12 protein-coding genes are annotated in these 14372 nt (G+C 45.2%); 8 read left to right on the forward strand and 4 right to left on the reverse strand.

All coding sequences use genetic code 11. The features are described 5' to 3' along the window. Window positions 1-154 precede the first annotated feature (154 nt). The 3 genes from FTT75_RS05060 to FTT75_RS05070 all read right to left on the reverse strand — a co-directional run bounded on the left by FTT75_RS05060 (window position 155) and on the right by FTT75_RS05070 (window position 4157). Entirely contained in the window at window positions 155-1354 is a 1200-nt protein-coding gene (locus FTT75_RS05060) for an MFS transporter (RefSeq protein WP_180185989.1), read from the reverse strand. Between the two features lie 17 nt (window positions 1355-1371). After that, window positions 1372-2637 (reverse strand): DcaP family trimeric outer membrane transporter, encoded by a 1266-nt coding sequence (locus FTT75_RS05065; protein WP_180185990.1) that lies wholly within the window; start codon window positions 2635-2637, stop codon window positions 1372-1374. 221 nt (window positions 2638-2858) lie between these two features. Next, window positions 2859-4157: an MFS transporter gene (locus FTT75_RS05070; protein ID WP_180185991.1), complete on the reverse strand. Its 1299-nt coding sequence runs from the start codon at window positions 4155-4157 to the stop codon at window positions 2859-2861. Between the two features lie 451 nt (window positions 4158-4608). Here FTT75_RS05070 and FTT75_RS05075 point away from each other — a divergent pair, with 451 nt between their 5' ends. Genes FTT75_RS05075 through FTT75_RS05085 form a run of 3 tightly spaced genes read left to right on the forward strand, consistent with a single transcriptional unit; the run spans window position 4609 to window position 8142 of the window. Further along, on the forward strand, window positions 4609-5382 hold the full coding sequence (locus tag FTT75_RS05075) for an enoyl-CoA hydratase (protein ID WP_180039936.1): 774 nt from the start codon (window positions 4609-4611) through the stop codon (window positions 5380-5382). 2 nt (window positions 5383-5384) lie between these two features. Then, on the forward strand, window positions 5385-6905 hold the full coding sequence (locus tag FTT75_RS05080) for a 3-hydroxyacyl-CoA dehydrogenase (RefSeq protein WP_180185992.1): 1521 nt from the start codon (window positions 5385-5387) through the stop codon (window positions 6903-6905). A gap of 25 nt (window positions 6906-6930) precedes the next feature. Beyond that, on the forward strand, window positions 6931-8142 hold the full coding sequence (locus tag FTT75_RS05085; RefSeq protein ID WP_005170929.1) for a 3-oxoadipyl-CoA thiolase: 1212 nt from the start codon (window positions 6931-6933) through the stop codon (window positions 8140-8142). A 126-nt stretch (window positions 8143-8268) separates the two neighbouring features. On the opposite strand, the gene FTT75_RS05090 is transcribed toward FTT75_RS05085, so the two are convergent. Next, window positions 8269-8706, reverse strand: coding sequence for a PaaI family thioesterase (locus FTT75_RS05090; RefSeq protein ID WP_180185993.1), 438 nt, complete (start codon window positions 8704-8706; stop codon window positions 8269-8271). A 110-nt stretch (window positions 8707-8816) separates the two neighbouring features. On the opposite strand from FTT75_RS05090, the gene FTT75_RS05095 reads away from it, so the two are divergent. The 5 genes from FTT75_RS05095 to FTT75_RS05115 all read left to right on the forward strand — a co-directional run bounded on the left by FTT75_RS05095 (window position 8817) and on the right by FTT75_RS05115 (window position 14322). Next, entirely contained in the window at window positions 8817-9572 is a 756-nt protein-coding gene (locus FTT75_RS05095) for a class II aldolase/adducin family protein (protein WP_100328625.1), read from the forward strand. Further along, a complete protein-coding gene (locus tag FTT75_RS05100) occupies window positions 9569-10492 on the forward strand; it encodes a glyoxylate/hydroxypyruvate reductase A (protein ID WP_180185994.1) in 924 nt (307 codons plus the stop codon). Before FTT75_RS05095 ends, FTT75_RS05100 begins: the two co-directional genes overlap by 4 nt. Before the next feature lie 35 nt (window positions 10493-10527). Further along, window positions 10528-11316, forward strand: a complete 789-nt coding sequence (locus FTT75_RS05105) for an enoyl-CoA hydratase-related protein (RefSeq protein ID WP_180000070.1) — start codon at window positions 10528-10530, stop codon at window positions 11314-11316. Between the two features lie 11 nt (window positions 11317-11327). Further along, window positions 11328-12308 carry a nitronate monooxygenase family protein gene (locus FTT75_RS05110; RefSeq protein WP_100535106.1) on the forward strand — a complete coding sequence of 327 codons (981 nt, stop codon included), beginning with the start codon at window positions 11328-11330 and terminating at the stop codon, window positions 12306-12308. A 211-nt stretch (window positions 12309-12519) separates the two neighbouring features. Next, entirely contained in the window at window positions 12520-14322 is a 1803-nt protein-coding gene (locus FTT75_RS05115; protein ID WP_180185995.1) for an acyl-CoA dehydrogenase C-terminal domain-containing protein, read from the forward strand. Window positions 14323-14372 lie beyond the last annotated feature (50 nt).

The raw sequence follows: 14372 nt of genomic DNA on the forward strand, positions 1-14372 counted from the left end.
ATATTTTCAACCGCTTTTCAGATAGAAAGGAAACGTTAAACAGACTTCAAGAATTTTTCTATTTTATGAGCGTATTATCTTTAGAATTTGCACTTGGTATAGAAAGCGGGATAAAAAATAAGCTTTTTAATCCCTCAAAGGTTTTTGACAGTATTTAGGGCTCAGGCTGAATATTGGCTAAATTTCTTTCTTGGTTTAAATCATAATAGTTAATCACAAAGATCAACACGGCAAAAATAAAACCTAAAATGACACAGGCAGACCAGCCATAGCTTTTCCATAAATGCAGCGATAAAAATGCACCCAGACCGGCACCAGAAAAATAACAGGTCATATAGATGGCATTAATCCGCGAGCGAGCCTGCATTGAAATTCGATAGACCAGATTCTGGTTCAAGACATGCAAACAGGAAATTCCGAAATAAGCCAGAATTAACCCCAAAATATAAATCCATAAATAATTCTGGGCAAAGAATAAAGGAATCCAGGCCAGAATCAGTCCGCACGTGGCCAGATGTGCAATCCATTTTTCCCGATGCCTGCCAATCATTTTACCGGTCCACTGAGAGGACCAGATGCCGATCACCCCCACAATACCCATGAGACCAATCTGGAAATCATTAAAATGATAAGGTGCTTCAGCCAGAATGAAGGTCATGGTCGTAAAGATAATACTCAGCATGCCAAAGCCCAAACCTCCGATCATACTCCGCCGGATCAGCATGGGTTCTGTTCGGGCAAAGGTAAATAGTGAGCGATAAATTTGCAATATATTCATCTGCAACTGGCTTTTCGCTTTGGGTAACTGATACCACATGGCGATACTGAGCAACAGGATAGAGCAGCCACTTAATAGGTATACGGCATGCCAAGACCATAAGGTAGAAATTAATCCTGATACAGTTCGGGCAAACAGGATGCCGACCAATACACCACTCATCAGCAGACCGACCACTTCAGAACTTTTTTCTCGCTGAGACAGGTTGGCAGCAAAAGGAATCAGAATCTGAGTGGTGATCGAACAAAAAGAGGCGAGCAGGGTAAAGCCGTATAACATATGCAGATTGGTGCTGGCAGAAAGCCCAATAAGCGCCAGTCCGGTACAGAACATCAAACTGCAGATATACAGCCGTTTTTCGAATAAATCTCCCAAGGGGACAAACAAAAATAACCCGGTGGCATAGCCAATCTGGGTTAAAACCACAGTCCAGCCAGACTGAGCTACACTGATCTGAAGATCCTCTGCGATAGAATAAATCAAGGGCTGGTTAAAATAGTTACAACCTGCGCAGAGTGCGCAGGTCATTGCCATCATGAACATGAAACGGCGTGAAATTTGCCCTTGGGCTGACATCCTTGTCTCCTGAGGCTTTAAAAACTATAGTTGGCAGAGAGGTTGATACGTGAAATATCTGCTTCCTTGTTGTCAAAGGTTTCACGCTTACCATGATGATATTCTGCACCCAGATTAATCTTTGGAACAGGAGAGTAGATCACGTTGGCCACATAGTCGGTTAAGCGCTTATTGGTTTCAGGATTGGCTTTGGCATAATCGCTGGAATCATCAAAATCTACAACGCTGGCATTAATGCTACTACGTAGTTTTGGCGTAAATTTATGCGTAAAGCCGATATTCAAACTATTAAACTCATTCAGCAATAGTTCGTTATTGATTGGATCGACTGAATAATCTCCACCCCAGGCAGCCCCATCGGTTGTTGAGCCTTGGGTCAGGAAAGCGGCAATACGCTGGTCGCCGACCATATGGAAATAGTTACCCTGGATCGAGTTTTGATCATCGAGATGATAACGTCCACCAAGACCTACACCCCAACCAACTTTTTCAATATCACCTGTATCAGTTTGCGCCTGCTTTTGATTGACAAAGCCTTGAGCTAATAAATGCAGCGGGCCTGATTGATGAACATATTTAGTGGTTAAAGCAGGCAAGGCAGAAGAACGATCACCACCGGCCATGTACTCCAGACCGACATTCCAGGTATTTTCCGGATCAAGTTTGAAAGCATAGCTGACTTGAGGCGTACGTAGAACTGATCCACCTAGCAATAAACTGTAGTCGACAGCTTCGGTACTGATTTCTGGTGTAGACATCAGTGACCAGGCCTGACCAAATGTCCAGTTATAGTATTTTAAGTGGGCATGACGAACTCGTAATCCACCATCGCCTTTACCATTATTGGTCCAGAAATCAGCTTCTAAACGAGCAGAAACATTTGGGTTTCCACCGAGGTCTTTTGCCAGGAAACCAATTCGGCTGGCAGCTGCAGTAAAATCTGAGCGGGTAGAGTCAGGTTCAGTAAAAGGGACTTTATTGATCTGGTTAATGGTACGGCCACGAGCTTCAGTGGTACTTTTGAAATCGACTGCGCCATCAAAGCGAATCAATCCATAAACATCGACATTATCCACCATCGAACTCAAGGTTTTAGAATCTTGTGCTTTGGCTTCTTCCTGCTGATTCTTTAACGCAAGTTGCGCGGCTTTTTGCTGTTCCAGTTCGGCCTGGATTTGCTTTAACTGTGATTCTAAGAACTGCATCCGGTCTTCAGATGCTTCTGCTGAAAATGTCTGTGCTGAAGCAATGCCACATAGTGTCGCTAAAACTAATTTTTTCATTTCTTAATCCCTAAAGAAATTTTCTGATATCTAAGAAGGAAAATCTTTCCTTAATGTTGCTCTTATTGCGCAATGCAGAGTTTTTGACTTTTGAATGATGAATACGAGTCTCGTTCAACCCAGAAACATCCTGTTCAGATCAAAGCATATGGATTCGATATTAAAGTCATGAAATTTGGATTCAGGAGAGCCGTAAATACACAGCTCTCCTGATTTAAAACTTATTCTGCTTTTTGCGGATCGTATAAACGGTCTTTAATAAACAGGGCTGGAATCAAGCCGCACAGGAAGTATGCTGCACCCATCACCATCAAGCCTGTACCAATCGAACCTTGCATCGCCAGATAGCCAATGGTAATTGGCGCGAAGATCGCACCGATACGGCCAATGTTGAACGCACCGCCTACGGCAGTACCACGAACGCCAGTCGGGAAGCTTTCAGTGAGATAGGTTGCGTTAATCGCATATGGAATACCATACAGGAAGCCGAAGATCAGCATGAGAACGCCAATGTTATCGGCGGTATGCATATACACTACGACAGGAATAAATAGCGCTGTTCCCATGGTGCCGAAAGCAAATACGATACGGCGACCAATTTTGTCAGCCACATAGCCTGCAATGATTTTGGCGAACATCATGGTGATAAAGGTACCTACCATGTATAACGCCATTTCTTTAAACTTGATGCCTAGTTCAGCTTCAAGATAACTTGGCAACCAGTTACTTACACCGAAGTAACCAAATAACAGGAACCCGGAGCTGAAAGACCACAGGATGAACATCTTGCCATGGGTCTTGTCTTTAAGAATGGTGATGTATGGATTGCCCTTTTTGGCATCGTTATCCACAATCTGACCAGTTCTTTTCATTTCACGGACACGCTTCCATGATTCTGGCTCTGGCACCATAAAGTGCATCAGGATACCCAAAGCTAATGGAGCAATTGTGATCCAGTACAGCATACGCCAACCGAATTCAGGAATGATCCAGCCTGAAAGCATGGTGATGACCAGAGAACCTAAAGTGAAACCGGTCATTAATGTTGCCAGTACGGTGGTACGGTATTTGGTCGGTACGTATTCTGACATCAGGGTATTACAGGCAATATATAAACAGCCTAAACCCAAGCAGGAAAGCGTACGTAGAATTGCAAACTCAGTATAAGATTGGGCAAAACCTGAATAGGCAGATAAAATTGAGAAGGCGATGGTTGCTAATACGATGACACGTACGCGTCCAAACTTGTCACAAGCCCATCCACCGACAAAGCCACCAATTCCCATACCCAAAAGAGAATAACTTCCCAAGGCGCCGGCCTGTACAGAAGTCAGTCCCCATTCCGCTTTCAGACTGGTCAAGCTGAAAGCCAGAATACCAATGTCTGCACCGTCACATAGTAAAATCAAAAAAGCAAAGGCAAAGGCCGTCATCCACAGGCGTTTAGGTGCCTGTTTAACGGTGCCGTCAGAGGAGACTCCCGTTTTGGTTTCCTCAGCTACGATGGTATCGCTTGTCATTCTTATATCCTCTATAAATTAAAAGTAGCATTTCCTCTGCTACCGCTAAATCCATTTTCTTCCTCACGGAAAAGCATTTTCCTCATCTAAGGTCTAAGCGTCTGTGCGCATTCGCCCTGTTACGATCAGGTTGGATCTGATCTTTCCGTTTTATCCGGGATGAAAAATCACTGAACAACGTAGTATCCTTATGACAGAAATTAATTCTTTTATTTTGCATTGTGGTTAATATTTGCATAAATGAATAACCAAAATCAGTTATAAATGATTAATTCCGTATTGCGAAATCAATTAATCATAAAATAACCAACTGAACAAGAGTTTTTACTCTATTTTTAGTAAAAAATAACTTTTTTGAATTTTGGAGTTAAAAATCCTTGATTTATGCACTTAGAAACCGTAGTTTTAATATAAAATAAAATTTCGCTATACAAAATAAATGGAGATTTTAATGGAACAGGTAGTTCAAGTAGAGCAAATCTCGGCACATGTAGCGATGGTTAAAATCCATCGTCCAGAAGCTAAAAATGCCCTGAATACAGAAGTGCGTCAGAAATTGGCTGCGGCTTTTCTACAACTGAATGACGATGAAAATATCCGTGCCATTATTCTCACTGGTGGTGAAACTGACTTCGCTGCAGGTGCTGATCTTAAAGAACTGGCAAATGCAGAAACCATCCAGATGATGCAACGTCGTACCGAGCGTTACTGGCAAGCCATTGCACAGTGTTCAAAGCCGGTGATTGCAGCAGTAAACGGTTATGCATTGGGTGGTGGCTGTGAACTGGCGATGCATGCGGACATTATCATTGCCGGAAAAAGTGCCCAGTTCGGTCAGCCTGAAGTCAAAGTAGGGGTAATGCCGGGTGCAGGTGGCACACAGCGTTTATTCCGTGCCGTGGGTAAATTCCATGCGATGCGCATTATCATGACGGGTTGTCTGGTACCTGCACCGGAAGCGTATCAGATTGGCTTGGTATCTCAAGTAACGGAAGACAGCGAAACCTTGGCAACAGCAATCAAGATGGCTGAAGGTCTGGCAAAAATGCCGCCAATCGCGCTTGAACAAATCAAGGAAGTGGCTTTACTGGCTGAAGATGTGCCACTCAATGCTGGACTGATGCTAGAACGTAAATCCTTCCAGATGCTGTTCTCTTCAGAAGACCAGAAAGAAGGCATGCAGGCCTTTATTGAAAAACGTAAACCGAATTATCAGGGACGATAAGCATGAGCATTCAAATTCAGAAAATCGGTATTATTGGTGTCGGCACCATGGGTGCAGGCATTGCCCAGATTGCCATTCAGTCTGGGCATGATGTGGTGTTATTTGATGCCAAAGCCGGTGCAGCCGAACAGGCGCAGGAAAAACTGGCTAAAACACTGAATACACTGGCCGATAAAGGCAAGTTTAGCCACGAAAAAGCAGCTGAAGATATTGCCCATTTATCAATCGCGCAGCAGCTAGAAGACTTGAAAGATTGTGATCTGATTGTTGAAGCGATTATCGAAAATCTGGAAATCAAGCAAAAGCTGATGCAGCAACTGGAAGCGCTTGTAAAACCGGAAGCCATTCTGGCATCGAATACCTCTTCATTATCGATCAGTGCCATTGCTGCCAATTGCAGTCAGCCGGAACGTGTGGCCGGCTATCATTTTTTTAATCCGGTACCACTGATGAAAGTGGTGGAAGTGATTGAAGGCTTCAATACCCGCGCTGATATTGTGCAAGCCTTGACTCAATTATCTACCAAGATGGGACATCGCCCGGTCAAAGCCAAAGATACCCCAGGATTTATCATTAACCATGCCGGTCGGGCCTTTGGCAGTGAAGCCTATGCCATTCTGAATGAAAATGTCACGCCATTTTATGAGATTGACCGGATTTACCGCGATGGAATCGGTTTCAAGATGGGGCCATTCGAGTTAGGCGATCTGACCGGTATGGATGTATCGCATCCGGTGAGTGAATCGATTTATCACCAGTATTATGAAGAAGCACGTTACCGTCCAAGCGTGATTACCCGTCAGCGTTTTATTGCCAATCAGTTAGGTCGTAAAACCGGTAAAGGATTCTATGATTACACTTCAGGTAGCAAAGTAGGTGATGTGGCTCCAACACTGGTTGAAAAGCTCGATCACTATCCAGCAGTCTGGCTAGGCACAGAATATAGTGAAGATCGTCAGGCGCTTGAGCAGTATCTGCAACAGTTCAATATTCAGATCGAACAAACTGAAACACCTTCGGCAGATGCCTTAATCTTAATTGCCACTTATGGTGAAGATGCAACTTCAGCCGCTGTCCGTTATCAGGTGACACCTCAGCAAGTGGTCTGCATCGACCTGCTCTATGGTCTGAATAAACATCGCACTTTAATGCCAACTCTTGTGACCAAGCCTGAACTGACTCATGCCGCACAATCGATTTTTAATCTGGATGGTGTGACCGCCAGCGTAATTCAGGAAAGCGTCGGCTTTGTGGCTCAACGTGCTTTGGCAATGATTGTGAATCTCGGCTGTGATATTGCCCAGCAAGGCGTTGCAACGGTAGAGGATATCAATATCGCGGTGAAATTAGGTCTTGGCTATCCATATGGTCCAATTGAATGGGGGGATGTGCTGGGTGCTGAAAAAATTCTGAAAATTCTGGATCGCATGACTGCGATTACCCGTGACCAGCGTTACCGTCCAAGTCCTTGGTTGCGACGCCGTGTTCAGCTTGGTCTACCTCTTGTTCATACTACACATTAATTAAAAAGTTAAAGGAATAACACTCATGTTAAATGCATATATTTATGATGGTTTACGTTCACCAATCGGTCGCCATGCAGGAAGTCTGGCAAGTGTCCGTCCAGATGATCTGGCAGCAACCGTAATTAGAAATCTGCTGGAAAAAACCGGTATTCCGGCAGCAGATGTAGAAGATGTCATCTTTGGCAGCACCAATCAGGCCGGTGAAGATAGCCGTAATGTGGCACGTTTTGCAGCATTGTTAGCCGGTATGCCGGTCACTGTGCCCGGACAGACCATCAACCGTCTATGTGCTTCGGGTCTAGGGGCAGTGATTGATTCGGCGCGCGCGATTACCGCAGGCGAAGGTGAGCTGTATATTGCCGGTGGTGTAGAAAGCATGTCACGTGCACCTTTTGTGATGGGTAAAGCAGAAAGCGCGTATTCACGTGAGGCCAAAATTTATGATACGACCATTGGTACCCGTTTTCCGAACCGTAAATTCACTGAACAGTTTGGCGCACACAGCATGCCGGAAACTGGTGATAATGTGGCTGAAGAATTTGGTATTTCACGTGAACAGGCAGATACTTTCGCCGCTGCATCACAGGCAAAATATCAGGCAGCAAAAGAAGCAGGTTTCTTTGCAGGTGAAATTACTCCAATTGAAGTTTCTCAAGGACGAAAATTGCCGCCTAAACAGGTCACTGAAGATGAGCATCCACGTGCTTCTTCAACATTTGAAGCATTATCCAAGTTAAAACCGCTATTTGAAGGTGGGGTGGTGACTGCGGGGAATGCATCAGGTATCAATGACGGCGCTGCAGCACTGATGATCGGCAGTGAAAAAGTTCAGGAACAGTACGGCTTAAAACCTTTAGCACGTATCCTGTCTTCTGCAGCCGCTGGCATTGAGCCACGCATCATGGGTGCGGGTCCAATTGAAGCGATCAAAAAAGCCGTAAAACGTGCTGGTTTGACGCTAGATGATATGGACATTATCGAGATCAATGAAGCATTTGCTAGCCAGGTATTATCTTGCCTGAAAGGTCTGGATGTTGCTTTTGATGATCCGCGTGTCAACCCAAATGGTGGCGGAATTGCGATTGGCCATCCACTGGGCTGTTCGGGTGCGCGTTTGGCTTTAACCGTTGCGCGTCAGTTACAGCGTACCGGTAAAAAATATGCCGTGATCAGCCTGTGTATTGGTCTGGGTCAAGGCTTGGCAATGGTGATTGAAAACCCTGAAGCAGCTTAACCGCTTGAGTTATCACCTTCATGCCATGTATAGATGATATGCATGGCATTTTTTATTGCGCTATTTATATAGATAGAGAAATAAAAATCCCTGCACATGCAGGGAATGTTTAAATCAGTTCAAAGACTATTTGCGTCCAGTCACCAATAAAGTCGCTGAACCAAAGGCATAAACTTTACCTTCTTTATCGACAATCCGGCCTTCTGAAGTGAGTACATTACGTCCGATCCGGATGACTTCACCAATGGCAGTATAGGTTTCACCACTTTTCATGGCTTTCAGCATTTTCACATTCAGATCGATGGTCGAAAAACTTACCCCGGCATCAACCGTCGTATGCACGGCAGCACCGGTCGCACTGTCTAAAACCGTTGCACAAAAACCGCCATGAATCCCACCTTGTAAATTGTAATGGCGCTGATCGGGGCGTACTTCATATTCCACATAGTTCTCACGCACCAACGTTAGATGCATGGGAATAATTTCACTCATGGCTGAACTGGAAATTTCCCCATTCTTGATGGCAGTGAGATATTCAAGTCCGTTTAATTGTGATGTTGGCATAGCAACTCCTTGTAATGATTTATTTCGCCTTATGAAATAATATTCTGTTTTTCTAAAATTATGATATAACAGATAGTGATCAAAATGCTATATTTTTCCAGGATGGAATCATGACAATAAAAACTCTGGTTACAGATGCTGAATGGCAGGCACGTTGTGAGCTTGCAGCGCTTTATCGCATTATTGCGCATTACCGGATGACCGACCTGATTGATACCCATATCAGTTTAAGAGTGCCCGATCAGCCAGACTGCTTTCTGATTAATCAGTATGGCGTCGCTTTTGAAAAAATGCGTGCCTCAACGCTGGTCAAGATCAATCATGCAGGACAGGTCGTAGAAAGCTATGAACAGGACAAGCCGGTGAATATGGCTGGCTTCGTGATCCACTCCGCAATTCACGAAGCACATCCTCATCTGAATTGCGTCATTCATACACATACCGCAGATGGGATAGCCGTTTCTGCCCAGAAACATGGACTTCTGCCAATTTCCCAGCATGCGCTGAAATTTTATCAGCAGTTGGCCTATCACGAGTATGAAGGCGTGGCACTGTCAACAGATGAGCAGGAACGCCTGATTGAGGATTTAGCTGGTCATCGTGCCATGATTTTACGTAATCATGGCTTATTAACGGCTGGCGAAACCATTGCACGGGCTTTTCATGAAATTTATTTTCTGGAGCGCGCCTGTCAGGCACAGGTCAAGGCTTTAAGTGGCGGTGCTGAATTACATTATCCAAGTGAAGACGTGCGGATTAAAACCGCCAAACAGTTCGCCAGTCCGTTGGTAGAACCGATTTTACAGCGTGCCTGGCAGGCTGCTTTATCCCTGATTGAGCATCAATATACGGAGTATGCATCATGATTGTGATTTCCAGTACTGTGCCGAACATTGAAGCCATTCTGGTCAAGTCTTTTCAGAAATATGCCCCTGAGGACAGTTTTTGTACAGTGGACAGCTCGGAAGCAGAGCAGGCGACCACGGCCGCCTGCTGGTTTCCAGATCTGGAGAAATTGCAGCAGCTTCCAAAACTTGGCCTGATCCATTCGATTGCGGCCGGGGTCGAGCATTTAAACTTGAATGAGATACGACCGGATCAAGCCGTGTGCCGGGTACTCGATCCGCATCATCAAAAAGGCATGTTTGATTATCTGCTTTGGGGTGTGCTGTATTTTCAGCGTTATTTTGACTGCATGATTCAGCAACAAAAGCAGCAGCTATGGAAGCAGTATCGTCAGAGTTATAGCCAGCATATCCAGATCGGAATTATGGGCCTTGGGCATATGGGGGCTTATGTAGCAGAACGTTTTGCCGACATGGGCTATCAGGTCTCGGGCTGGGCCAATTCCCCGAAAGAGATTAAACAGGTTAAAAGCTATGTCGATTCAGAACAGTTGTCCGATTTCCTGGCTCAAAGCCAGATCCTGATTAACCTGTTGCCACTTACAGAAGAGAATACCGGCATTCTATCTACTGAATTATTCCAGCAACTCCCTGAACAGGCAGCTCTCATTCAGGTCGGGAGAGGCCAGCATTTAATCGAACAGGATTTATTGAAGGTGCTGGATTCAGGTCATCTACGAGGTGCAATTGTCGATGTGTTTGAACAGGAGCCACTGCCTGCCGAGCATCCATTCTGGCAGCATGAAAAAATTATCGTAACCCCACATGTGGCCTCACATGCGCCGATGTCGGTAGTGGTGGAACAGATTCTGGAGAATGACCGCCGTTTCAAGCAGGGTCTGGAGTTGTGTCATCAGGTAGATGTCAACAAAGGTTATTAATTGTAGGGATACAGATAAAAATAAGGAGATTGCGAATGTGGGATACGATTCAAACTCAGGTTCAGCAAGGCATCGCGACTTTAAGCTTTAACCGCCCGGAGTCACTTAACAGTTTTAACCGGAAAATGCATGAGGAAGTGCAGCAGGTGCTGAAAAGCTGGAATACAGATCCGGATATACGGGTGATTGTGATTCGTGGCAATGGTCGGGCCTTTTCAGCGGGACAGAACTTAAAAGAACGTGCCGGACAGCTCGGCAAGGTGCCTTTGCCACCACAAGGTTCGCTGGCCAAATATTATAATCCCTTGATTAAGCTGATCCGTGAGAGTCCCAAACCGGTGATTGCAGCAGTAAATGGAGTTGCTGCCGGTGCAGGTGCCAATATCGCGCTGGCCTGTGATCTGGTCATTGCCAAGGAAAGTGCCCGATTTATTCAGGCCTTTTCCAAAATCGGCTTGATTCCCGATGCTGGTGGCACCTGGATGTTGCCACATTTAATCGGTTATGCACGTGCCATGGCACTGACTTTACTCGGTGAACCCTTACATGCCAAAGAGGCTGCCGAAATGGGCATGATCTGGAAAATGCTTCCAGATACAGAATTTGATGTTTATATCGACGACATTACACAGCGACTGGCACAACAGCCGACTTATGCACTGGCTTTAACCAAACAGGCCTTGCAACGCAGTGCTGAAAATACCATCGACCAGCAACTGGAGCTGGAACAAAACCTGCAATATCTGGCGCTAAACAGTCAGGATTATAAAGAAGGCGTCCAGGCTTTTTTCGAAAAACGCCCTGCACAATTTACCGGATGCTAAGGAGAGCTTGCATGAACATTCAGACCCGTATAACCGAGCTTTTAGGGATTCGCTATCCGATTATTCAGGGTGGCATGATGTGGGTCGGTACAGCGGAAATGGCCAGTGCTGTATCTAATGCTGGCGGCTTGGGAACATTAACGGCACTAACGCAACCAACGCCAGAAGCACTGGTCAAGGAAATTGCACGTTGCCGTGACATGACTGATCAGCCTTTTGCGGTGAATCTGACTTTATTACCCGCTGTGAATCCGCCGCCGTATGCCGAATATCGACAGGCCATTATTGAAAGCGGTATCAAGATCGTAGAAACAGCAGGCAATAAGCCACACGAACATATTGAGGCATTTAAACAGCATGGCATCATTGTGATTCATAAATGTACCTCGGTTCGTCATGCACTTTCAGCGCAAAGAATCGGTGCGGACGTGATCTCGATTGACGGTTTTGAATGTGCCGGGCATCCGGGTGAAGATGATATTCCTGGCCTGATCCTGATTCCTGCGGCAGCAGATCAGCTTACTGTACCGATTGTGGCCAGTGGCGGTTTTGCTGATGGTCGTGGTCTGGTCGCAGCATTGGCTTTGGGTGCAGAAGGCATCAATATGGGCACACGCTTTTGTGCGACTCAGGAAGCGCCAATCCATCCGAACATCAAACAGTTTTATGTCGACAATGATGAAAGGGCGACACATCTACTGTATCGGCAGTTTAGAAATACTGCGCGTGTTGCCAAAAATGCAGTATCTGAGCTGGTGGTGAAAATGAGTGAAGATCCAGGTCTGGAGTTTGAACAGATTCGTCCCTATGTCAGTGGTTTAAAAGGCAAGCTTGCGCTGGAAAATGGCGATGTAGATGCGGGCGTACTGACCGCTGGACAGGTGATGGGATTGATTCATGATATTCCGACCTGTCAGGCGCTGATTGACAATATCATGCAGGATGCCGAGCAGATTATTTATCAACGTTTGGCTCAATTTTTCCCGCGCTAGATCATCTAAGCGTTATCACTCAATAAAAAGCCATTCAAGCATGAATGGCTTTTTTTCATGTTGAATATTTTTATTTTTTAAATAGGAAATTTCACAGAATGACTAGATTTTATACTGGGACTTATATTATATTGGATTTAAAACATAATTTCGTATTATGAAATTTTAAGTCATAAATATACAAATTAAAAACTCATGCAAGGGAATTACGATGAGAAATTATATTGCGCCATTAAAAGACATGACGTTTGTGCTGAAAGACCTGCTCAATGTGGAACAGAAATATCAGGGCTATACCAGGTTCGCAGACAAAGTATCGATGGATATTATGGAGCAATATCTGGAAGTCGCTGCCGATTTTTGCCAAAACGAACTGCTACCGATTAATGCCACAGGCGATCAGCAGGGTTGCCGTTTACAAGATGGCGTGGTAACCACACCAGATGGTTTTAAAGCGGCTTATGATAAATATGTGGAACTTGGCTTTACCTCATTAACCGGTGATGAAAAATATGGCGGCCAAGGCTTCCCGACTTTATACCGTATCGCGATTTCAGAAATTATTACCGCGACCAACTGGTCTTGGGGCATGTATCCGGGCCTATCACACGGTGCTATGCGCACTCTGGAACACCACGGAAGCGATGAGCAAAAACAGAAATTTCTGGTGCCTTTAATTGCCGGCCGCTGGACTGGAACCATGTGTTTAACCGAATCGCATGCTGGTTCAGATCTGGGATTAATCCGTACCAAAGCAGTGCCAAATGAAGATGGCAGTTATAGCATCAGCGGTGAGAAAATCTTTATATCTGCCGGTGAACATGACCTGGCTGAAAATATTGTGCATATCGTACTGGCACGTTTACCCGATGCGCCTGCCGGTACCAAAGGTATTTCGCTGTTTATCGTGCCGAAATACAATTTGGATGAAGCGGGCAATGTGGCTTCGCGTAATGGCGTGGTCTGCAGCGCGCTTGAACACAAAATGGGGATTCACGGGAATGCGACTTGTGTACTGAATTTTGACAATGCCAAAGGTTTTCTGATCGGGCCTGAAAACCGCGGCCTGAACTGCATGTTTACCTTTATGAACTCGGCACGTATTGGTACAGCCATTCAAGGCTTGGCAGCAGCAGAATCTTCTTATCAGGGGGCATTGGCTTATGCCAAAGACCGTCTGGCGATGCGTTCACTTGAAGGTGCAAAAGCGCCAGGCCAGCCTGCAGATCCGATTATCGTACATCCGGCAGTACGTAACATGCTTCTGACTCAAAAGGTGTTTGCAGAAGGTTCACGTGCACTTGCATATTATCTGGCGACCTATGCCGATATTGCTGAAGCCACTGACAGCCCGGAAGAAAAGAAAGCAGCTGAAGACCGTCTGGCATTATTAACCCCAATTGCTAAAGCATTAATGACCGAAACAGGTGTAGAAGCGGCCAAACATGGTATGCAGGTTTTTGGTGGACACGGCTATATTGCTGAACATGGCATGGAACAGATTGCCCGTGATGCACGTATTGCCAGTCTGTATGAAGGTACTACTGAAATTCAATCAATCGACTTATTGGCGCGTAAAGTGCTGGGTTCAAAACTAGGTTTGTTGACTGCCTTAACCGATGAGATTCAGGGCTTTGTGAAAGAGCATCAGCAACATGCCCAGTTTAACCAGCAAGTTGCACAAGTGAGCCAGTTGACTGAGCAATGGCTAGAATTAACCAAAACGATTCAGGCGCAGGCACAACAGTCTGCCAATGAAATCGGTGCGGCATCTGTCGATTACCTATATTTCTCTGGTTATGTAGTGTCTTCGTATTTATGGCTGAAAATGGCGATTACGGCTCAGCAAAAGATTGAAGAAGGCAATACTGATCCGTTCTATGCAGCGAAGATTAAAACTGCGCAATTCTTCTTTGCCCGGATTCTGCCAAGAACTTCAACTCACGTTGCCAATATCCAGGCCGGTGGTGAGAGCCTGTTCCTGCTGACTCCTGAAGAGTTTAAATTCGATTAATTCTTTTACCCACGATCAATCTCTCGATCGTGGGTCTTTTTTTCTTACTA

The sequence above is a fragment of the Acinetobacter sp. YH01008 genome, assembly GCF_013420435.1.
GTDB lineage: Bacteria > Pseudomonadota > Gammaproteobacteria > Pseudomonadales > Moraxellaceae > Acinetobacter > Acinetobacter pseudolwoffii.